The sequence below is a fragment of the Flavobacterium sp. YO12 genome (assembly GCF_004119495.1).
GTDB lineage: Bacteria > Bacteroidota > Bacteroidia > Flavobacteriales > Flavobacteriaceae > Flavobacterium.
In genome coordinates this window covers 26,079-47,476 of record NZ_NRQU01000002.1, presented here as the reverse complement: position 1 = coordinate 47,476, position 21,398 = coordinate 26,079, and the positions used below count along the sequence as shown (strand labels likewise).

Annotated in this window: 19 protein-coding genes and 1 tRNA gene; 12 read left to right on the top strand and 8 right to left on the bottom strand. The window is 33.3% G+C overall.

Going from position 1 to position 21,398, the window contains the following annotated elements; genetic code table 11:
* Positions 1 to 64: 64 nt before the first annotated feature.
* The 5 genes from BOW55_RS00860 (at position 65) to BOW55_RS00840 (ending at position 4,708) form a co-directional block, all read left to right on the top strand.
* Positions 65 to 1,243 carry an acyl-CoA dehydrogenase family protein gene (locus tag BOW55_RS00860; protein ID WP_089053731.1) on the top strand — a complete coding sequence of 393 codons (1,179 nt, stop codon included), beginning with the start codon at positions 65 to 67 and terminating at the stop codon, positions 1,241 to 1,243.
* Between the two features lie 87 nt (positions 1,244 to 1,330).
* The gene (locus tag BOW55_RS00855) at positions 1,331 to 2,113 is read left to right on the top strand and encodes a DUF3050 domain-containing protein (RefSeq protein ID WP_089053730.1); all 783 of its coding nucleotides are present in this window, start codon (positions 1,331 to 1,333) and stop codon (positions 2,111 to 2,113) included.
* Positions 2,114 to 2,268: 155 nt separating this feature from the next.
* A complete protein-coding gene (locus BOW55_RS00850; RefSeq protein WP_129022574.1) occupies positions 2,269 to 3,093 on the top strand; it encodes a helix-turn-helix domain-containing protein in 825 nt (274 codons plus the stop codon).
* Positions 3,094 to 3,162: 69 nt separating this feature from the next.
* Entirely contained in the window at positions 3,163 to 4,128 is a 966-nt protein-coding gene (locus BOW55_RS00845; RefSeq protein WP_129022573.1) for a nitrilase family protein, read from the top strand.
* A 73-nt stretch (positions 4,129 to 4,201) separates the two neighbouring features.
* The gene (locus tag BOW55_RS00840; protein WP_129022572.1) at positions 4,202 to 4,708 is read left to right on the top strand and encodes a GNAT family N-acetyltransferase; all 507 of its coding nucleotides are present in this window, start codon (positions 4,202 to 4,204) and stop codon (positions 4,706 to 4,708) included.
* Between the two features lie 57 nt (positions 4,709 to 4,765).
* Here the strand turns inward: BOW55_RS00840 and BOW55_RS00835 are convergent.
* Positions 4,766 to 4,852, bottom strand: a tRNA-Ser gene (locus BOW55_RS00835).
* A gap of 60 nt (positions 4,853 to 4,912) precedes the next feature.
* Positions 4,913 to 5,782, bottom strand: coding sequence for a LysR substrate-binding domain-containing protein (locus tag BOW55_RS00830; protein ID WP_129022571.1), 870 nt, complete (start codon positions 5,780 to 5,782; stop codon positions 4,913 to 4,915).
* A 91-nt stretch (positions 5,783 to 5,873) separates the two neighbouring features.
* On the opposite strand from BOW55_RS00830, the gene BOW55_RS00825 reads away from it, so the two are divergent.
* Complete coding sequence (locus BOW55_RS00825) at positions 5,874 to 7,115, top strand: MFS transporter (protein WP_129022570.1); 1,242 nt, start codon at positions 5,874 to 5,876, stop codon at positions 7,113 to 7,115.
* Positions 7,116 to 7,568: 453 nt separating this feature from the next.
* Here the strand turns inward: BOW55_RS00825 and BOW55_RS00820 are convergent, their stop codons facing one another.
* The 6 genes from BOW55_RS00820 to BOW55_RS00795 form a co-directional block, all read right to left on the bottom strand.
* On the bottom strand, positions 7,569 to 8,597 hold the full coding sequence (locus tag BOW55_RS00820; RefSeq protein ID WP_129022569.1) for an asparaginase: 1,029 nt from the start codon (positions 8,595 to 8,597) through the stop codon (positions 7,569 to 7,571).
* Positions 8,587 to 9,723, bottom strand: a complete 1,137-nt coding sequence (locus tag BOW55_RS00815) for a 1-acyl-sn-glycerol-3-phosphate acyltransferase (protein WP_129022568.1) — start codon at positions 9,721 to 9,723, stop codon at positions 8,587 to 8,589. Before BOW55_RS00815 ends, BOW55_RS00820 begins: the two co-directional genes overlap by 11 nt.
* A 64-nt stretch (positions 9,724 to 9,787) precedes the next feature.
* Positions 9,788 to 10,567 (bottom strand): TatD family hydrolase, encoded by a 780-nt coding sequence (locus BOW55_RS00810; protein WP_129022567.1) that lies wholly within the window; start codon positions 10,565 to 10,567, stop codon positions 9,788 to 9,790.
* A gap of 276 nt (positions 10,568 to 10,843) precedes the next feature.
* Positions 10,844 to 12,493 carry a S41 family peptidase gene (locus BOW55_RS00805; protein WP_129022566.1) on the bottom strand — a complete coding sequence of 550 codons (1,650 nt, stop codon included), beginning with the start codon at positions 12,491 to 12,493 and terminating at the stop codon, positions 10,844 to 10,846.
* Between the two features lie 241 nt (positions 12,494 to 12,734).
* Positions 12,735 to 13,457 carry a tol-pal system YbgF family protein gene (locus BOW55_RS00800; RefSeq protein WP_129022565.1) on the bottom strand — a complete coding sequence of 241 codons (723 nt, stop codon included), beginning with the start codon at positions 13,455 to 13,457 and terminating at the stop codon, positions 12,735 to 12,737.
* Between the two features lie 2 nt (positions 13,458 to 13,459).
* Positions 13,460 to 14,044: an RNA polymerase sigma factor gene (locus BOW55_RS00795; protein ID WP_129022564.1), complete on the bottom strand. Its 585-nt coding sequence runs from the start codon at positions 14,042 to 14,044 to the stop codon at positions 13,460 to 13,462.
* Between the two features lie 118 nt (positions 14,045 to 14,162).
* Between BOW55_RS00795 and BOW55_RS00790 the strand changes: the two genes are divergently transcribed.
* From BOW55_RS00790 to BOW55_RS00765, 6 genes are all read left to right on the top strand, one after another.
* Positions 14,163 to 14,462, top strand: a complete 300-nt coding sequence (locus tag BOW55_RS00790) for a hypothetical protein (RefSeq protein WP_129022563.1) — start codon at positions 14,163 to 14,165, stop codon at positions 14,460 to 14,462.
* 81 nt (positions 14,463 to 14,543) lie between these two features.
* Positions 14,544 to 15,530 (top strand): hypothetical protein, encoded by a 987-nt coding sequence (locus BOW55_RS00785; protein ID WP_129022562.1) that lies wholly within the window; start codon positions 14,544 to 14,546, stop codon positions 15,528 to 15,530.
* 112 nt (positions 15,531 to 15,642) lie between these two features.
* The gene (locus BOW55_RS00780; protein WP_129022561.1) at positions 15,643 to 17,595 is read left to right on the top strand and encodes a PKD domain-containing protein; all 1,953 of its coding nucleotides are present in this window, start codon (positions 15,643 to 15,645) and stop codon (positions 17,593 to 17,595) included.
* A gap of 151 nt (positions 17,596 to 17,746) precedes the next feature.
* Positions 17,747 to 20,407, top strand: coding sequence for a CHAT domain-containing protein (locus tag BOW55_RS00775; RefSeq protein ID WP_129022560.1), 2,661 nt, complete (start codon positions 17,747 to 17,749; stop codon positions 20,405 to 20,407).
* Positions 20,359 to 20,796 (top strand): retropepsin-like aspartic protease, encoded by a 438-nt coding sequence (locus BOW55_RS00770; RefSeq protein ID WP_089059546.1) that lies wholly within the window; start codon positions 20,359 to 20,361, stop codon positions 20,794 to 20,796. The genes BOW55_RS00775 and BOW55_RS00770 overlap by 49 nt, the downstream gene beginning before the upstream one ends.
* A gap of 51 nt (positions 20,797 to 20,847) precedes the next feature.
* The gene (locus tag BOW55_RS00765) at positions 20,848 to 21,330 is read left to right on the top strand and encodes a hypothetical protein (protein WP_129022559.1); all 483 of its coding nucleotides are present in this window, start codon (positions 20,848 to 20,850) and stop codon (positions 21,328 to 21,330) included.
* Positions 21,331 to 21,398 lie beyond the last annotated feature (68 nt).

Genomic DNA, 21,398 nt, shown 5'->3' with positions numbered 1-21,398 from the left:
AACAATTTTACTTCATTTTGTTATATTTATATTACGTAAATTTGTTTAGTAAAACTATACAAAAATGAAACCAGATTTATTTCAAGCTCCAGATTATTACAATCTTGATGATTTATTAACAGACGAACACAAATTAGTGAGAGAGTCTGCACGTGCATGGGTTAAAAGAGAAGTTTCCCCTATTATTGAGGAATTTGCTCAAAAAGCAGAATTCCCAAAACAGATCATAAAAGGACTGGGAGAAATTGGCGGATTTGGACCTTATATTCCAGTAGAATATGGCGGTGCAGGTTTAGACCAAATTTCGTATGGTTTAATTATGCAGGAAATAGAACGAGGTGATTCTGGAGTAAGATCTACATCATCTGTTCAATCTTCATTAGTAATGTATCCTATTTGGAAGTATGGAAATGAAGAGCAGCGAATGAGGTTTTTACCAAAACTGGCAACAGGTGAATATATAGGATGTTTTGGTTTAACCGAACCAGATCACGGATCTGATCCTGGAAGCATGATTACCAATTTTAAAGATATGGGTGACCATTATCTTTTAAATGGTGCCAAAATGTGGATTTCTAATGCACCTTTTGCTGATATTGCAATTGTTTGGGCAAAAAATGAAGAAGGCCGTATTCATGGTTTAATTGTAGAACGTGGTATGGAAGGTTTTACAACTCCTGAAACTCATAATAAATGGTCACTTCGCGCCTCTTCAACTGGAGAATTGATTTTTGATAATGTAAAAGTGCCGAAAGAAAATCTTTTACCAAACAAATCTGGTTTAGGTGCGCCGCTTGGCTGTTTAGATTCTGCTCGATACGGAATTGCGTGGGGAGCAATTGGAGCAGCAATGGATTGTTATGATACTGCTTTAAGATATGCTAAAGAAAGAATTCAGTTTGGAAAACCAATTGGAGGAACACAATTACAGCAGAAAAAACTAGCCGAAATGATTACCGAAATCACAAAAGCGCAATTATTAACTTGGCGTTTAGGAGTTTTAAGAAATGAAGGGAAAGCGACGACAGCTCAAATTTCGATGGCAAAACGCAACAATGTTAATATGGCGATTCAAATTGCTCGCGAAGCCAGACAAATGCTGGGCGGAATGGGAATTACCGGCGAATATTCAATTATGCGCCATATGATGAATCTTGAAAGTGTTATTACTTATGAAGGAACTCACGACATACATTTACTAATAACTGGAATGGATGTAACTGGAATTTCGGCATTTAAATAATAAACAACTATTAAATTATACACAAAATCAATTTAAAAGGCTTCTTCTTACCAGGAAGCTTTTTATCTTTGTATAAAATTTTCGTACATGAATATTGAAACTATACACAATAGCATTCAACCTCAAAAAGAGCAGCTTTTAAAACATTCTTTATACAACAAAATACACAGCATTGATGATCTGCATACTTTCTTAGAAAATCATGTTTTTGCTGTATGGGACTTTATGTCTTTATTAAAAGCTTTACAAGCCAAACTTACTTGTACAACAACGCCTTGGTTTGCTACCAAAAACCCTGAAACAAGATATCTAATTAATGAAATTGTTTTAGCGGAAGAAACAGACTTAAGTATAGACGGCAGAAGACAAAGTCACTATGAAATGTATCTTGAAGCTATGGAAGACTGTGGCGCAGATACAACTGAAATTACTAAATTTTTGAATGAAGTAAATTCGCTTCATAATATTTTTGTTGCCATAAAACAAAGTTCTGTTCATCCTGAAATAAAATCTTTCTTAGATTTTACTTTTAGAGTTATTGAAGAAGGAAAACCGCATCAAATTGCTGCTGCTTTTACTTTTGGAAGAGAAGATTTGATTCCGAGTATGTTTACCGAAATCCTCAAAAACTTTCAAAAAAACTTTCCTGATACTGATTTAAGCAAACTTGTTTATTATTTCGAACGTCATATAGAACTTGATGCTGACGAACACGGACCAATGGCAATGCAGATGATCACAGATTTATGTGAAGATGACGCACAAAAATGGAAAGAAGTTGAAGAGGTTTCAATCTTAGCTTTAGAAAAACGAATTGGACTTTGGAACGCTATTGAGGAAGAAATTCTGATGAAGACTGAAATGGTCTAAAAAAATAAGTTATTTAACGTAACTGTTCTTTAAAAAATTCCAATAACTAAAACTGTTTAAACAACAGATAAGTTATTGGAATTTTGTTTTCTACTATAACAATTATCGTTTGAAGAAATTAAACTGTCTTGACAAAGCAGATTAAAAATAAGACTATGCAGGTTTCACCATCAAAAGAGCTTTCTCCTTACATTAAACATTATCTTTTTTTAGATAATGCCGAAACTGCTGTGCAAAAATTTCGCTTATTTTCAGATGGAAATACCGGACTTGTATTTTCTGTAAAAAGCAAACTCATTTCTGGAATTAATAAATATGACGTCAAAGATTATCTGCCGACTTCCTTTTTATATGGACAACTTAACGGTTATAAAGATCTTTATTCTGAAAATGAAATTACGTTGATAATTGTTGTTTTTCAGCCCAACGGAATTCATCAACTATTAGGAATTCCTGCCAATGAATTTCACGACTCGATTATTCCTGTCGAAGATGTTTTTGGCAAAAAAGCTGCAAAGCTGCAGGAGAGCTTGTTTCAACAAAACAATCAAATGAGGGCTGAACTGCTTAATTCTTTTTTTAAATCGTTAATCATCAACAAAACGGCTTCAAATCAGTTATTAGTAAACCATTCTTTAAACTTTATTACTGCTAATAAAGGGCATTTTACTTTAAAACAATTAATTGAGTATACGGGTTACACGGAAAGACACCTTGAAAGAAAATTCAAAGAATGCGTCGGGTTAAATCCGAAGAAATTTGGTAACGTGGTAAGATTACATCATTTTCTAAAACTGTTAAAAGACAAAAAACACGAAACCAACCTAACAACAATTTGTTACGATGCCGGATTTTCAGATCAATCGCATTTAATAAAAGAGTTTAAAAAACATACCGGAATAACTCCAACTGAATACATATGTAACAGCGGAAAATTGACCAACAATCTTATAAAAAGATTCCCGCCTTTGTCATTTTAAAATGTCGGTTTTGTACAATTTCTAAAATATTGCTGTCGCTATTTTTGACTAAAATTAATAGTGCACAATATGAAAAATCTAAAAATAGCCACAGCACAATTCGAAAACAAAAGCGGCGACAAAAACTACAACTTATCTGTAATCGAAAAACTTTCTCAAAAGGCATCTGCCGAAGGCTGTGACGTAATTTCGTTTCACGAATGTTCTATAACCGGATATACATTTGCAAGAAGCTTATCAAAAGAACAAATGTTAGACTTGGCAGAACTGATTCCGAGTGGAGAAAGCATTTTGAAATTAATTGAAATTGCCAAAAACAACAACATTGTAATTCTAGCGGGACTCTTTGAAAAAGACGAAAACGACGATCTCTTTAAAGCTTATGTCTGCGTAGATAAAAATGGTTTAGTCGCGAAATACCGAAAATTGCATCCATTTATAAATCCTTATTTAACTGCAGGAGATCAATATTGTCTTTTTGAAATTGAAGGCTGGAAATGTGGTATTTTAATTTGTTACGACAATAATATTATCGAAAACGTACGCGCCACAAAACTTTTGGGCGCTGATATTATCTTTATGCCTCATGTAACGATGTGTACTCCTTCTACCCGACCTGGCGCTGGTTTTGTAGCGCCGCAGCTTTGGAAAAACCGCGAAGCTGACCCAACCTCTTTACGTTTAGAATTTGCCGGAATGAAAGGCCGAGATTGGTTAATGAAATGGCTGCCTGCAAGAGCTTATGACAATGCTATTTATGCTGTATTTTCAAACCCAATTGGCATGGATGATGACCAACTAAAAAACGGCTGTTCGATGATTATAGACCCTTTTGGAGATATTTTGGCAGAATGCCGCACTTTTGACGATTCTTTTGCAACGGCGGTGCTTACTCCAGAAAAATGCATTCATGCAGGAGGAAATCGTTACATAAAAGCTAGAAGACCAGAATTGTACAAAGATATTATTGGTCAAGATCATAACTCAGAGCAAAATGTAGTTTGGCTCAACTCTGATAAAAAAAGCATAAATTAAAGATTTCGAATCCTTGAAGCAATTGAAAGATCTACCTTTGAAGATTCATAAATTTACAGAACAAAGCCCAATAATGGAATTTTTTAAAACTACAAATAAAGATATCGATGCTGTTTTCGATATTTACAATGAAGCTACATCTTACCAGAAAACAGTAAATAATAAAAGCTGGAGAGGTTTTGAAAGAACATTAATAGAAAAAGAAATTGCCGAAAATCGTCATTTTATAATCAAAGAAGGAGACGAAGTTGCTTGTACATTTGTACTTACTTTTGATGATTTAATTATCTGGAAAGAAGCCAGTGCAGATCCTGCAGTTTATTTGCATCGTATTGCTACAAACCCAAAGTTTAGAGGGCAATTGTACGTTAAAAAAATCATTGATTGGACTAAGGAATATGCCAAAGAAAATGGTAAAGAATACATTAGACTTGATACACACAGCGGCAACGAAAGGATAAATAAATATTACACCAGCTGCGGTTTCACCTACAAAGGAATAAGCACTATCGAATGGACAAGCGAATTACCAGAACATTATAAAGAAGGTTCTTTTAGTTTGTTTGAGATTAAACTTTAGGTTCTATCAAAAAAATAAACCCTTGTGAAATTCTTTCACAAGGGTTTTCTAATTCTGCAGAAAGGAAGGGATTCGAACCCTCGATACAGTTACCCATATACTAGCTTTCCAGGCTAGCTCCTTAAACCACTCGGACACCTTTCTATTTTGGTCTGCAAAGAACACAAAAAAAATCGAGTTTCAAAAGTAAAACTCAAGATTAGTTTAAATGCTTTTTCTAAACTCTTCCATAAATAATTTTACTGCTTTTTTCTGGTAACCTCCAATGGTTAACATATACGATTCTCGCTTGGTCACAACTCCTGTAATCTGAATAGCTCTTAGATTATCCCAGCCTTTTAGTGCTTTTTCGGCTACAATTGTCGCCCAATCACTATTCTCTACCATTTGCAATAAAGCATGAATTGAATTTAATTCTATCGAGATTTTCGGCTTCATATTGTATTTTTTAAACAACACTTCGACATATTCTCTTGAATTAGATCCTTTTCCGGGTAAAATAAGCGGGACATCTTCAATTTTCTTAAACGGTATTTTATCTAAAGAAGCTAAAGAATGTGACTTAGAAACCGCCATAACCATATTTGAAGTAAACAATGGCACTTTCTGAATTGGAAGTTCGATCTCATGCGATGAAATAACCAAAACCAAATCTAATTCGTTCGTGATCAACTTTTGTTCTAAAGCTTCTGTTGTACCGTATTCAACTACAATTTTCAAATTTTGGTACGTTTTTGCAAAAGCATTTATAACAGGTAAAATCAAAAGTCCAAAAATATATGTTACCCCTAATCGGAGTTCACCGCCAATCATTTCGTTTAAATCTTCAATTGCCTGTTTTCCGTTTTCGACATTTTCGACCACTTTTCTAGCATGAATTAAAAAAACAGAACCGGCTTCTGTAAGCTGTACTTTTTTTCCAATCCTTTTAAATAAAGGCATTCCCAGTTCCTCTTCCAGCTTTTTTATTTGCTGCGAAAGCCCGGATTGTGTTACAAAACACAACTCAGCGGCTTTTGTAAAATGCAACACCTCAGCCGTTTTAATAAAATATTCGAGTTGATAAATTTCCATATTGATAAGTTTTACTACTCATAATGAGTAAAATTATTAATTTTTCTAATGAAATCATAATCCCGAACTTTGTAAAAAAATATTTCAGGTTATGTTTAAAGCGTTAAAATCAAGAAACTTCAAGTTATTCTTTTACGGACAATCCGTTTCTGTTATTGGGACTTGGCTTCAAAAAACAGCAGTAAGCTGGATGGTTTACAGCATTACCGGATCTGTATTTTTGTTGGGTTTGGCCACTTTTTTAAGCATGATTCCGTCTTTGTTTTTAGCGCCTTTGGCAGGAAGTATTATTGGCAGATACGACAGACATAAAGCCATGATTTTATTGCAGTCTTTAGCAATGCTTCAAGCTGGAGCTCTGGCTTTGTTGATTTACTTAAAAATTTACAACATCAATTTTATTTTGGCATTAAGTCTTTTTCAAGGAATTATCAATGCTTTTGATATGACTTGCAGACAAACTATGATGATTGATATTGTCGACAACAAAGAAGATCTGCCCAATGCTGTTGCCTTAAACTCCACCTTAAATAATTTTGCCCGAATTGCGGGACCTGCTTTAGCTGGAATTATACTGCATAATTATGGTGAGGATATTTGTTTTATTGGAAATTTTCTAAGCTATATTCCTGTTTTAATATCTTTATTGATGATGAAAATCACGCCGCATATTAAAGCAGTTGATAAATTTAAAATGCTCGAAGATTTTATTGAAGGTTTTGATTATATCAAAAAAGAAGCTGAAATGGCAAAAATGCTTTTAATGTTAACCTGCAGCAGTTTATTTGTAATTTCTTTTAATACTTTGATGCCGGTTTTTGCTAAAGATATTTTTAGCGGTAATGCACAAACTTTCAGTTGGTTTGAAAGTGCTGCCGGAATTGGCTCCATCATATCAGCAATTTATCTCGCTAATTTGAAAAAATCAGACAATATGAGCAAAATAATGATCGCTGCGAGCTTATTATTAGGTTTCAGTATTATCATACTCGCTTACTCAAATAGTTTAACTATCGCCTTAATTTGTATGGCATTGAGCGGCGTAGGTATGATGGCACAAACCTCATCTATAAACATTTACATTCAAACGCAAAGTGTCGTTAATATGCGTTCGAGAAGTATCAGTTATTATTTAATGGCTTATCAGGGAATGATTCCTGTTGGAAGTTTGATAATTGGGTATGTTTCGCACATTATCGGAACTCGAAATACGGTTGCCATTCAGGGTATAATCAGTATTCTTTCTGTAATTGTTTATGTGTATTACAAAAAACATAAACCTTCTGAAGATTTAGAAACTTGTCCTGTTGATTATCGAAATTCCAAATTTTAAATTCCAATTTTAGACAATCTTGTCATTTCGAGGAACGAGAAATCTCCACAAGAAGCTCGACAAAGATTAGATTTTCGTTGCGGAGTTACTTACAAAGATTTCTCCTTACGTCGAAATGACAAAATTGGCAATTCTAACCGCAAAGATGGATTAAAATCCATCCCTACAATACATTTTGTTCCTATGGAACTTTTAATGAAATTCCGAAGGAATGATTCATTTTGCAGCAACGGATTTTAATCCGTTGAAGACAAAGTAACCACAAAATTGTCATTTCGAGGAACGAGAAATCACACTAGGAATTCCTCATGCGAAAGAACCAATCTTTGTCGATTCACGAGTGTGATTTCTCGTTCCTCGAAATGACAAACTAATTAAGAAAAGGCAATAAAAAAATCCCAAATTCTAACTTTTAATTTTTAGAATTTGGGATTTTAAATATGGTATTTTAATTTAAGAAATTTCCCCTCGCAATGCCGTTTCGAAGATATTTTTAAATTCGTTTTGAGGAATATTATGACCTAACAAATACATTAGTTTTGTTATTGCAGCTTCTGTTGTAATATCTTTTCCCGAAATAACTCCAAGCGATTTTAAAGCTGTACTCGTTTCGTACTGTCCCATATTTACACTTCCGCCAGAACATTGTGTTACATTTACAATGTGCATTCCAGATGTAATCGCTTTTTCAATTAAATTTAAAAACCAATCTTCGGTTGGAGCATTTCCTGAGCCGTAAGTTTCGAGTACAATTCCGCGTAAACCTGGAGTTGCTAAGATCGAAGCCAAAACAGTTTCGCTCATTCCAGGAAACATTTTTATGATCGCTACATGATTGTCTAAGTTCTTGTGAACAATCAAATCTGCATTTTTATTTACAGGAAGAAATAAATGTGAGTTTAATTTTAAATGTACTCCAGACTCTACCAATTCAGGGTAATTTGGTGCTGTAAAAGCTCTAAAATGTTCTGCATTTACTTTTGAGGTGCGATTTCCTCTGTATAATTTATATTCAAAATATAGGCACACTTCTGTAATAACAGGTTTTCCGTTTTCTAGAAGCGAGGCGATTTGAATTGCCGTAATCAGGTTTTCTTTAGCATCCGTTCTCAAATCTCCAATTGGCAATTGAGAACCAGTAAATACAACTGGTTTTGCTAAATTCTCGAGCATAAAACTCAATGCCGAGGCTGAATATGACATGGTATCTGAACCGTGAAGAACCACAAATCCGTCATAAGAAGCATAATTTTCTTCTATGATTTCTGCAATTTTTGTCCATTCAGCAGGATTCATATTAGAGGAATCTATCGGATTTTCAAAAGAAACCGTTTCGATTTCACAATCTAATTGTTTGATTTCAGGAATCTTTTGCAATAACTTTCCAAAGTTAAAGGCTTTAAGCGCTCCTGTTTCAAAGTCTTTGCTCATACCGATGGTTCCGCCGGTATAAATCAGAAGTATTTTAGCCTTAGATGACATCTCCATATTTTAATTTATTGACAACCGGATTGGCGTACATGGCAAGAAAACCTTGTCTAGTAACAGGATTATCGCTGCCAATACGCATTTCTAAACGACGCTCAAACAATGATTTTTCACTGTCTTTGTATAAATGAGAAAATGTATTGGTTTTATTCAAAATATCGTAAGCGATAAAATTAGTCGGCCATAGTTTATAGTTTTTCAATACTGAATCGTCTATAACTTGAGCCAAAGCTTGAATTTGCTTATTTGCATTGTCATTTTCTGCAACGATCTGATCAATTTCAGTATCCAAAACATCGCCTACAGAAATATGTATTCTCTTTTTAGTTCCCATGATACCGCTTAAAATGGTCATGAAATCTTCATTTTTTTCTTTAATATAAACTTCATTGTTTGCTTCTGCCATTAATTGCGGCATTTTCAAAACATCTGTTGGGTCATATTCGTATGAAATAGAAACGGGAACAATTTTTAATTTCTTAAAATAATCCATCAAATTGGCTTCATCAGAACCCATTCCTATCATTTTTAAAACTCCTGGATTTGTCTCATCGTTTCCGTCTTTGGTACGTCCTTCTCGCTGTGCGATCCAAACTGAACGGTTTTCGCGAAGCAGTAAGTGCCCAATATATTCTGATAATAATTTAGAACTTTGCAACATTTCACGAGGCGTTAAACCTCTTAAAACCAAAAAGTTTCTATTTAATTTTGCCAAGGTTGACAAAAATGCTTTTTTAACTAAATTATCTCCAATTGCAGATGCGGTCATAACCAAACCATGCTCAAATAAGCAAACATTAAGCAATGTTGTATCTAAAAGAATATCTCTATGATTTGAGACAAACAAATAAGATTCATTTTTTTCTAATTTTTCAAAACCCGAAGTCGTAAGTCCTTCAGAACTTCTTTCCAGAACTTTTTGAATGGTATTGTAAATAAAGTTGCATTGAAAATCACGAATCGAATGTGTTTTCTTAAGCTGTTCCTTCCAAACCTCATCTTCCACATCCGGAAAAGTAAAATTCATCATAGCTTTCATCATCGGATGATTGACTACACCATGAAGTGCTTCATTTATTTCGGAATCATAGAACGGTCGAATGGCATCAAATCTCTGCATTATTATTTATCTGTTTAAGTGGGCAAATGAACAAAAAAAAAATTAAAGTATTGTAAGGTGTGGGTTAAATACCAAAAACGGCTTTTGAATTTTGTGTTGTAATGTTGGCAATTTCTTCTTCAGAAACGTCGTATATATCGGCAAGTTTAGCAATTACATTTACTAAATAACTGCTCTCATTTCTTTTTCCTCTGTACGGAATTGGCGCTAAATAAGGTGAATCTGTTTCTAAAACAATATGTTTTAAATCGATTTTATTTAAAAACTGATCAATTTTTCCGTTCTTAAAAGTAACAACTCCTCCAATTCCTAACTTCATATTATAAGATATTGCCTGATGTGCCTGCTCTAAAGTTCCAGAGAAACAATGAAAAATACCGAATAAATCTGCTGCTTTTTCTTCTTCCAAAACTTCAAAAATTTCATCAAAGGCTTCACGGCAATGAATTACGATTGGTAATTTGTATTGTTTTGCCAGTTGAATTTGTCTTTTAAAAGCAATTTGCTGCTCTTTTAAGTGCGTTTTATCCCAATACAAATCGATTCCAATTTCGCCTACGGCATAAAATTTTCGTTTAGACAATTCAGCTTCTACATGCGCCAATTCTTCTAGATAGTTATCTTTTACATACGTTGGATGCAAACCCATCATCAGGAAAATATTATCTGGATAATTTTGCTCTAAATCATACATAGACTGTGTCGCTGCGGCGTCGATTGCGGGAATAAAAAAACGAGTAATTCCGGCATCGATAGCTCTTTGAATCATTGCGTCACGATCCTGATCAAATTCTTCAGAATATAAGTGTGTGTGTGTATCGGTAATAATGGGTTTCAAATTCAATTGTATATTTTTAAAGTTGTCAAAATTACGACAATATTAAAAGAATAGCAATTGTGTAAAATCAGCATACAGATTTGGCAGATTTACTTTCCTGAAAAAACAGACTAACTTAAAAAAAACCTTTGCGAAAGTTTTAAACTTTTACAAAGGTTTACAAATATGTTAATAAAGCTTGTCGCCCTGAGCGAAGTCGAAGTCCAGCAAAAAAAATAGACCCCCAATTCTTTTCTAATTGCTTATATGGTCTTCGACTTCGCTCAGGAAGGCATACTTTATTTATTTTCCCGTTTCAATAAAAGCTAAAGCACGATCTAAAACCTCGTCTTTTCCTTCTTGAATTCCTTTAATAGTTGGCTCTATTTTGATGTCAGGAACAATTCCTATTCTTTGAGTTTCTCTGCGATCTGGGTAATAAACTCCAATTCCCGAAAAATTGGTATGAAACCCTGAAAAATCAAATTCAAAAACATTTCCATCTGCTCCTGCTGTCTGACTTCCTATAATTGTTGTATTTCCTGCAGTTTGAAAACACATTGCTGTCCATTCTGATTGACTTATAGAATCTTCATTAAGCAGTACAATAACTTTTCCTTTATAATTGTCTTTATTTTCAGAGCCGCAATTTCTTCCTTTTGTCCAATTATAACGTCCTGGATAATTTAGATATGGCATTGTGTAAACGCAAAAGACCTTTTCCTCAGGATTCAAAAATTTAGCAATTTCTTCAAAAGTTCCTTTTGGATAATTTCTCATATCAAAAACGATAGCTTTTGTATCTTTTAAACCGTTAATCATATCTGGAATATGTATTGGTTTTATAACTCCCATGTTTACATAACCAATATTATTTTCTAGAAGTTTGAATTTATCTTTCTTTTTCTGAGCTCCTTTTTTAAACTCATTTCGATGCGAATCATGATAATTAAACCATGTCATAGACTTTGTTTCGTATTTTCCATCTTTTAGAAACTCTACTTTAACATTTTCAGATTCGCTTCTTAAAATTTCTCCTGCGACTTTGTTTCGATAAGAAACTTCGTTTGAAGCACATTTAACCTCTCTTTTTTCCTCAAGAAGTTCTTTAATGCTCTTATCGTTTATTTTAGTAATTACAGTTCCTATTTTAATATTATCAGCTTCAGCTAGGCTGTCTCCAAGAATCTCTGTAATTACTAATTTCTCATCGATAATCTTACCTGCGGCAGGAAAATAAAAAGACACTTTTTTTCCTGTTGTTAAAGATGGATATATAAAAAATTCAACATGGCTGTCATCTAGATTAACTGCTGCTTTTCGTAATGCCTTATAAAAATCATCTGGGTTTTTCGCCTGAACAACAAAAGGTAATACTTCGGTTAAGGTTGTATCCCATTTCTGATCCATCAGATACTTATATGGAAAATAATATTCGACAACATTCCAATAAGAAAACAACATTAAAAGCCTGTTGTTTTTATCATTATACTCTAATTTGAAATAGTTTTTCAAGTTTTTAAACCCATCAAAACTAGGCCCAAACTCTTCATTAACTTGAAATCTGTTGTCTTCAATATATTTCAGTTTTTTTGAAAGTTTCTTAGAAAACAACTTATTATTGAACCAGCTTAAATCGAAGTTTTTATCAAAAAACTCGACTTCTTTTGGTATAACAATTGGTTTAACCTCTTTTACCGCCCCAAGATTATCGATCCAGTTTTCCAACACCAGCGAAAACTCTTCTTTCGTTTGAGCCTTTTCTATTTTTGGCAAAGTTTCAAGAAGCTGGTTATCCCAATTTAATTCTCCGCCAGCAGCTTTTGGATGATAATATTTTAAGAATCCCCAAACTTTGCAAACAGCTGCAAGTTTTTCGGTTTCTGTAATTTTAGATTGACTGAAAATGGTTTGTGAAAAAATAATAAGAAAAAACAAAGTAATTTTCTTCATTCAGTAACAATGGTTAAATTAATAATAGTTTTGGGGTTGGTTAATAGCATAAAATTGAAAACCGAAATTAGAGCATAATTTCTAATTTCTATTACGTCTTTACGTAAACTGCTGCTATAAATTCATTTATTTTTGATTATTAGCTCATTTACAGCACTAATACATCAAAAAGAAGCATAAAAAAAGATTCGCAAAGTATTTATTTCCTTGCGAATCTCTATTCTCTTTATTCGTTTACAGCTTAATCCAGATCATTCAATAAATCCTGAACATCGTCATAATCTTCATAATCCTGCGAAATAGTCTGAAGAATTTCTTTACAGCCTTTATAATCTTTTTGTTTTAATTTGGATAAGGCGAGATACCAAACGGCTTTGTCTTTATAAGCAGAAGCTCCCAATTTTAGTTCATTAAAAACCGTTTCAGCTTTTACATAATGACTTTCTTCTAAAAGTGAAACGCCATAGAAAAATTGTAATTCTGCTGTTTTCTGTTTTTGAAGAACGGTTTCAAAAAGCGGAATTGCTTTGTTGTATCTTTTTGCATTATACTCCATTTCGGCTTCTTTTAAAGCAGCATCAACTGTTCCTCTTTCCGTAAAAAAAGCTTGTTCAGGATTATTATAATCTGCAAAAGTTGGGTTTTGGCTGTAATTAAAAAAGAACAACCCAAAAAGAACAGCAATAGAAGCTGCAACAGCAAAATACCACGGTTTTAAACCTATAACTTTTGTTTTTTTATTGAAGTGTTTGTTTGAAATATTGGTCAGATTTTCTTTAAAAGCTTCTCGCTCCTGTTCAAATTCAAACTTATTTGCCAGTTGAAGCTGTGTATTTTTGAAAGTCTCAAATTCTGATGCAAATTCTGAATCTGACAACAATTGTTTTTCAAAATCATTTTTAGCTTCAATCGTTAATTCGCCTTGAAGATATTGATCAAATAATATATAACGCTCTTCGTTCATGACTACTTATTTTTTAAAGATTTAAAGTTTTTTACTTCCTGAATCCATTGCGTTAACTGACCCACGCATAACGATTTTTTTTTACGAACATATCCGTAAGTTACGTTTAGTTTTTCGGCCACTTCCTCCATTGATTTGATCGTAAAACTGAGCTTTAATAATTCTTGACACTTATCTCCCAATTTCTGGAACATGGTATCAAAAAGCTGTTGTTTCTCGTCAAAATCCTCGGTTTGCCCAATTAATTCTAAAGCAGATTCATTGATAGATACCGCATCTTCATTAATTGTTACCCCTTTATTGGATGTTTTTTTCAGCTCATTCAGCCATTTTCTTTTGCACAATAAAAAGAAATAAGCGTCAAACGGACAGGTTAACTGCAGTGCATTGGCTTTGGCCTGATTAAAAAGCAAAATCAACACGTCCTGAACCACATCTTGAGCCTGATCCCGATCGCCAGAATTATTCATTATAAACATAACAACTTTAGGAACAAACTTTTTGTAGATGGTCTGAATTACTGCCGAATCGTTTGAGGCAAGTCCTTCAATATACTTTTGATCCGGATGTACTTTGCTTTTATCCATAAAAAACTTTTTATCAGATAAAGTTAAAAAAGAATTTCAAATAAAAGGGTAACAATTGATTAGCGTAGTTGATATAAGAGAACAAATATCTTTTTAAAGGATAAAAATTTAAGAAAAAATGGAAATGTATCAATTTACTTCTGAAAAAACTTTGAATCAATTTCACGAAATGATTTCTGCTAAAACCCGAAATGGTTTTGTGATTATAGAACATAACGAAAAACTGCCTTATGTGGTTTTATCGAGAGAGAAAAAAGTGGTCAAACATACTTTGCATTTATTTCTTACCTGTCTCACTTTCGGACTTTGGTCTCTTGTCTGGATTTATTTAATCGTAACGCTTTCGCGGAAGAAAAACATTTTAGTCGCGGTTGATGAAGACGGAAATCTATTTGAAGACAAATGTCTTTCGGCATAAATAAAAAAAATTAAAAATCAGGGGTAACAAAATTCTAACCTCGAACATCTATCAATATAATAATCATTAAAACCAGAAATCATGAACACAAATTTTAAAACAATCGGGCTTTTATTCCTTTTACTAATTTCTTTTGTAAGCTGCGACACCAGCGATGGCGATGACCAAAATATTATTTTGCCGCCAACAGCTGCTGCATTTAAAAGCATCAGTGAAAAAGGTCTTAAAAAAAATACTCAAAATTTTACTATTACTGCAGGAACCGGCGTGGTAACTTTGACTTCTGCAAAAGGGGTGAAATTAACTTTAAACGGAGATTGTTTAACTAAAAACGGAAATCCTGTAACAGGACAGGTTGATATTGAATACGTCGAACTTTTTGATAAAGGAAATATGCTGATTTCTAATAAACCGACTATGGGAGTTATGCCTGACGGGAAGAAAAATCTTTTGATTTCGGGCGGGGAATTCTTTATTAAAGCTACTCAAGGCGGTGTTGAATTAAAAACTTCCTGCTACATGAATTTAATTGTTCCAACGGCTTTAACAAACGGTTTGGATAATGCTATGACTTTATGGAACGGCGTAATCGATGAGCGCGGAGAACTGGCTTGGGAACAACCAAAACCAAATGCTGACGGAACTGGCGGTAAAGGCGGCGTGCAAGGCGAAGGTGCGAATTATTATGTAACTTTTGGAAAATTTGGATGGACAAATGTTGACCGTTTTTACAATGATCCAAGACCTAAAACAACACTTTTGGTAAAAGCTCCTGAAGGTTATACTAATGAAAATAGTGCTGTTTATTTATCGTACGATGGTGAAGGAACAAATGCTCTTGCAAAATTAGACACCTATACTTCTGCAGGATTATTCAGCGAGCATTATGGTCAAATCCCGATTGGTTTAAAATGCCACGTGATTTTTGCAACTGAAAATAATGGGCAATGGCGATACGCTATTAAAGGCGTAACAGTTGCTGCAAACGATGTTTATACTTTTACTCTTGCCGAAACAACAGTGGGCACAGAGGCGCAGCTGGTAGCGGCGATCAATGCAATCCAGTAACTTACGATTACTTTTTTTAAGAGAAAGTGGTGATTTGCTCATCACTTTTTTTTACATTTAATCTTGTTTCAAAATTTACCCTCACGATTTTAAAACTAAAAACTCTCTAGTTATGAAACCAATAACGTCTGTTTTCTTTATTTTATTTACCGTTTTCGCGATTGGGCAAACCAAAGTAAAAGACACCATAACCCGAAGAGCTTCTATTGGTTTTATCCAAAATGGAAATACAGTTACTTTTAAGCCCGAAACGCCGCCGCTAATTCCTATTGCCGGTGCGCCAAAACCAAGTTATTCATATTTATGGGAACTGGGCGATGGTCACTACAGTAAAGAAGCTGAGCCTAAACATGTTTACAAAAAGAAGGGAACATATACCACAAGACTTGCAGTAACGAATAATTATGATAATGGAAAACCTCCGGCAACGCGCCCGAAAAAAGTGGCTGTAAATGATGTTACGGATAACAATTTTAAAGATATTGCTTCTATCGCTGATCAAAATGGTTTTGCAATTTTAAAAAACTGTGATCCAATTCCAGAACAGGAAATGGTAGTTGTGGTAAGTTACCAAAATCTAGAAAATTATGTTTCAAGCGGTAAACTGTATCTTTTTTATAACGAGAAACAGTTTAAGCATAATAATTTTGAATTGAGTGATTTTAGAACTTATGCTGGCGAACGTGAAATAAAAGAAAACTTAGTCGCTGCCGTCGATGATCTTGATGATTCTAATAATTTTACGGCTGCTGCCGAAAGTAATTTGAATTTTAAAAAATACCGAAATACTACAACCGAAGAAGATCTTGATGCTTCGCTTTTAGACGCTCATAAAACGTATCACAATGTTTCGGTTTTAGAATTTGATAATGCTGATCCGGGTGAAACCCGAAATGTTTTTTATACTTTTAAAACCACTCCCGAAATGATAAAAGATACTAGCGCAACAGTTACAATGCGTGGTATTTTTGTTCCGAATCGAAGTTATAAAAATCATAAGATTAAGAATCTTGAAATGGAAATTGTAACCTCTCACGATCCAAACAAAATGGGATCTAACGGGAGTTTTATGAATTACAGATTGGTGCGTTTTAAAAGGGTAAATTTTAAAACTCGTTTTCAAAATAATGGCGAAGGTCCTGCAAGAAAAATTCGTTTAGAAACTGATATTCCTGATATGTTCGACAAGAAAACATTCCAGATTGAAAGTATGTATCCAGAATGTCCTATTTGTCCAAAAGGTGAAGAACCAACGGTAAGCTGCCTTGATACGATTATTAAACAGAAACAAATTATTTTTACGTTTAAGAATATTTATCTGCCGGGAACGGAACAAAAAAATGTAAAGGAAAAAGACAGTACAAAAGGTTTTGTAAAGTACTCTATGAAATTTGGCGAAGATTTTCATAAAGTAAAAACCAAAAGCAGAACTTCGATTGTTTTTGATAAAAACGAACCTATTATCACTAACTACGCTACTACTCGATTCCTGCCTGGAATTTCGATTGGTGCAAAAGCGGGTTATAATTTTTATCCTGATTTAGATAAATCGACTAGTTATTTTGTGGGCGCAACAATTTCGCCTTTTAAGTCGTATCGCTTTTACTGGCAGGTTGAATGGGTAAATGCTTTAAACCAATACAACAGCGCAGTCGATATTGTAAATGAAACTCGTGTCAATGCAAACGGAGTACGACAATTGCAGCGTACAACTACTACAACCGAAAACAAAAATATCAATTGGGAAGTTCCTGTTTTAATTCGCTACAACATCAATAATTATATTGGTATTGGCGCAGGAATTCAGGCTAATATAAATGTTTCGTCAGAACAACATCAAAATGTAAAAGTAGAAACTTTTGAAGGCGAAAAGGAACTGATTTTAATAGATACGAAAACAACAACGAATACGGTTAAAAACTCTTTTTCAGGTTTTAATACTGGGCTATTGTTTGATTTAACGGCGGGGTTTGCCAGAATTGGGCCAAGCTTAGGCGCACGTTATGTAATTAATTTTGAACAGAATTTTAATTATTTTCAAGTTTATGGAATTTGGAAGTTTTAATTTTTTCTCACCATATAAGTAATGTAAACTCATCTTGCCTGCATTGTCTTATTAATACAAATGTCACCCTGAGCGAAATCGAAGGCTTTACAACTAATAAGGTCTTCGACTTCGCTTAAACAGACTAATCTTTATCAACGCTATTTACAATATGAACTTGTATCGCTTATATGGTTTACTCTTTCTTTTTATAAATCTGACTGTTTTTGGACAGAATCAGGAAGATAAAATATACAATGCTGTTGATAGTTTTACGGCTCATCCCTCTGTAAAAGCAATACAAGATTTATCTACTATTGAAACTGCTTTTTGGAAAAATCCTAATCCAAAAACGAAAGACGAATTACTGGCAATTGTGGTTCTAAACTGCAATAAAGGATATTATGAAAATTTGTTTGGGCTGACGCAAAATGCGGTTTCGAGTTATGAAAAAGCATGGCAGGTTTTTCAAAAACACAAACTTGGCAATTACGATATAATTGAATTCTGCCTGAAACCTTTGGGAAATTTATATACTGTTTTGGGCGATTACGATAGTGCTGAGAATACCATAAAACAATATTATTTCATTGCAAATACATCTAAAGTTTATCCTGACGCGCAAAAACAAAAATTTGCCGCTATTTTGAATTTATCAAATGTGTATCAAGGTTCTGGCAAAATTTCTATGGCAATTGAACTTTTAGAAAACACTCTAAAAGGAGAGAACTTATCTAATTTGCAAAAAGGAATTTTGTGGAATAATCTGGGGAATAATTATTTACTAAGTTCTACAGAGAATTTAATGCGCCCTGAAATTCTTAAAAAGGCTGAAAAAACTTTTGAAGCTTCAATAAAATATCTTGAAAAGGAGAAAGGTCAATCTGAAACTTTATCGAATTCTTATCGCAATCTGGCTTCGATGAACAGGCAATGGCAGCGATTTGATCTTGCGGATTCTTATATGCAAAAGGCTGAAAAACTGTTTTTAGAAACCCCAAATCAGCAGCCTAGAAAATTAGCAAAACTATATTATGAAAAGGCTTTATTGCTTTTTGATGAACGAAAATATGACGAAAGCTCAAACGAAATTACAAGGATTTTTAAAACTTTAATTCCGAATTACAATTCAAAAAACATTCTGCCTAACCAAAATCAATTATATGCGGAAACGGTTTTAGCGGACGCACTCGATTTACAGGCTGAATTATTGAAATTTAAACAGCCTAAAAAAGTGCTGCAAGCTTTTGAACTTTCTTTTTACATCGAAGATTTATTGATGAATAGTCTGGTATACGAAAACTCAAAAATTTTAATGCAGCTGCGATCTCGAAATCGTATCGAAAAATGCATTTCGATTTATGATGAACTGTTTAAAAAAGAGAGTAAAATGCAATATCTAGAAGAAGCTTTTCAACTTTCTGAAAGAACAAAATCGGGTATTTTGCAGCGTTATCGATCCAATTTTAAAAATGCTTCGACGGAAGAAAAACAGCTTTTACAAGAACTTCAAAATCTTAACAATGCTATTTTAAAAGAACAGCAAAAAGGAAATTCGGCTAATATTTCAAGAATAAATAATTTTATAAAAAAGCAAAACGAATTAGTGATTTCGTTGAAAAAAGTACAGTTCAAAAGTGCTGATTATGTTCCTGAAAAATGTGATTTAAAAGGATTATTTTCAAAATTAGAAAAAGATCAAGCGGTAATGGTTTATTATTTTATGGGATTTGAAAATCAATATTTCTTTACTTTACAAAACAACTCCATTAGCTTAAATCACCTTAATACCACACATACATCAATTCCTAAAATTGTACAATTTGTAGATTATTTTAATGATGCAAACGCTATTACAAATGACATTTCCGGCTATAACAAATGTGGTAAACAGGTATTCGATATTTTAAAACTGCCAAATAATTCCGTTTATCAAAACCTGATAATAGTTCCAGACGGCATTTTAAATTTTCTTCCGTTCGAAGCTCTAATTACACAGGAATCAAACACAACAAATTTTGCCAAAATGCATTATTTACTGAATGATTTCAAAATTGCTTATAACACATCGGCTAATATTTATTTGAATTCAAAACCTGTCTTAAAATCAGATAAAACGGTTTTAGGTGTTTTTCCAGTTTTCGAAAAATCACCTTTTGAATTGCGTTATTCGAAGAAAGAATTGGCGTCGATTCGAAATAATTTTAAGGGAAAATATTTAGAAAACGCTGATGCTACATTTAACAATTTCAAAAATAATGCTTCAAATTATTCGATTTTACATTTGAGCACGCACGCTTCTTCGGGTGATATTGAAACTCCGGCAAGCATCAAGTTTTACGATCAGGAAATTTTATATTCAGAATTGTATAATCTGCATATTAATCCTGATTTAGTAGTTTTGAGTGCGTGCGAAACTGGAATTGGAAAGTTGTATAAAGCCGAAGGCGCTATGAGTGTTGCAAGAGGTTTTCAGTTTGCCGGCGCACAAAATTTAATGTTTTCTTTATGGAAGGTGAATGATTTTACGACTTCGGTTTTTATGGCTGATTTTTACAAAAACGTCAAAAATAATGTTTCGTATTTTAAAGCGAATACAAATGCAAAACGGGAATATTTAAATGACAAATCGATTCCGAATGCAAAGAAATCGCCTTATTATTGGAGTTCTTTTGTGTATTACGGTTTTATTTCGGGAGAAGAAAAATCTGGAAATTATATCTATTATGTGATTAGCTTTTTGATTGTAATTGGCTTATTTTTGGTTTTCAATCAGTATCGAAAATGGAAAATCTTCACGAGGTTCTCAAAAAAGAGAAATACAAAAAAATAAAATTCAAAGTTACCAAAACACAGCACCTTTCTATAAAAGCGAAGATTAACGGTATATCTGGAAATTTCATTTTAGATACTGGCGCATCAAATACTTGTATTGGTTTTGAAAGCATTGAACGTTTTGAACTGGCTGCAAAAAAATCTAAAACAAAAGCTTCTGGCGCGGGTGGAACCGGAATGGCAACACAAATTTCGGCACACAATCATTTGCAATTAGGAAGCTGGAAAAAGAAAGATTTCAGCATTGTAATTTTTGATCTTTCACACGTAAATGAAGCGTTAGAATCGTACAAAGCAAAACCCGTTCACGGTATTATTGGCGCTGATGTTTTACTTGAGGGTAAAGCGATTATTGATTATTTTAATCATTATGTGTATTTGAAATAAAATTAAGATTTTTCGTATATATTTGCTGTTTAATTTTAACAAGCAAAAATCGTGAGAAAAGCAACTGCAATAATTTTAAATCTTTTTTTAATTTTTTTATTGAATTCCTGTTCAAATAGCGAAGATACCAATGACAAAATTCCTGAAGGATTAATAGTCGAGATTAATGGAAAAATTACCGCTTTTGAGCCTGAAATTATTGAATATGTGTACGACAAAGGCTCTATAAATGAATACACTGAATTAACAATTATTGGCAATATTGGCAATATTGAAAATAGTAATGAGAGAATATTTATTTCTCTTAATAAAGGAAAAACTGGATCAGATGCAATTCACAAATTCCTATACATAAACAGTAAAAAGGAAGATCATCACTATGATTCCCAAGATAAAAAAGAATTTAATTTTACATCAAATACTTTAATCAACAATAGTGAAAAAAAATTAGAAGGTCGTTTCTCTGGGATATTATTAGCCGCGAATAAAGAAACTTCAACAGAACTAAAAGGCACTTTTAATATTCATTATTAACTACCATCTCTTTAATAAAAAATCCCAAACTCCTTTCAGAATTTGGGATTTTTTCAATCTAAATTAAA

Coding starts and splice junctions, on each gene's coding strand:
- BOW55_RS00860 (WP_089053731.1), top strand. CDS start 65: ATGAAACCAGATTTATTTCAAGCTCCAGATTATTACAATCTTGATGAT.
- BOW55_RS00790 (WP_129022563.1), top strand. CDS start 14,163: ATGGAAATGTATCAATTTACTTCTGAAAAAACTTTGAATCAATTTCAC.
- BOW55_RS00780 (WP_129022561.1), top strand. CDS start 15,643: ATGAAACCAATAACGTCTGTTTTCTTTATTTTATTTACCGTTTTCGCG.
- BOW55_RS00850 (WP_129022574.1), top strand. CDS start 2,269: ATGCAGGTTTCACCATCAAAAGAGCTTTCTCCTTACATTAAACATTAT.
- BOW55_RS00840 (WP_129022572.1), top strand. CDS start 4,202: ATGGAATTTTTTAAAACTACAAATAAAGATATCGATGCTGTTTTCGAT.
- BOW55_RS00825 (WP_129022570.1), top strand. CDS start 5,874: ATGTTTAAAGCGTTAAAATCAAGAAACTTCAAGTTATTCTTTTACGGA.
- BOW55_RS00820 (WP_129022569.1), bottom strand. CDS start 8,597: ATGTCATCTAAGGCTAAAATACTTCTGATTTATACCGGCGGAACCATC.
- BOW55_RS00830 (WP_129022571.1), bottom strand. CDS start 5,782: ATGGAAATTTATCAACTCGAATATTTTATTAAAACGGCTGAGGTGTTG.
- BOW55_RS00770 (WP_089059546.1), top strand. CDS start 20,359: ATGGAAAATCTTCACGAGGTTCTCAAAAAAGAGAAATACAAAAAAATA.
- BOW55_RS00845 (WP_129022573.1), top strand. CDS start 3,163: ATGAAAAATCTAAAAATAGCCACAGCACAATTCGAAAACAAAAGCGGC.
- BOW55_RS00855 (WP_089053730.1), top strand. CDS start 1,331: ATGAATATTGAAACTATACACAATAGCATTCAACCTCAAAAAGAGCAG.
- BOW55_RS00785 (WP_129022562.1), top strand. CDS start 14,544: ATGAACACAAATTTTAAAACAATCGGGCTTTTATTCCTTTTACTAATT.
- BOW55_RS00795 (WP_129022564.1), bottom strand. CDS start 14,044: ATGGATAAAAGCAAAGTACATCCGGATCAAAAGTATATTGAAGGACTT.
- BOW55_RS00800 (WP_129022565.1), bottom strand. CDS start 13,457: ATGAACGAAGAGCGTTATATATTATTTGATCAATATCTTCAAGGCGAA.
- BOW55_RS00815 (WP_129022568.1), bottom strand. CDS start 9,723: ATGCAGAGATTTGATGCCATTCGACCGTTCTATGATTCCGAAATAAAT.
- BOW55_RS00775 (WP_129022560.1), top strand. CDS start 17,747: ATGAACTTGTATCGCTTATATGGTTTACTCTTTCTTTTTATAAATCTG.
- BOW55_RS00805 (WP_129022566.1), bottom strand. CDS start 12,493: ATGAAGAAAATTACTTTGTTTTTTCTTATTATTTTTTCACAAACCATT.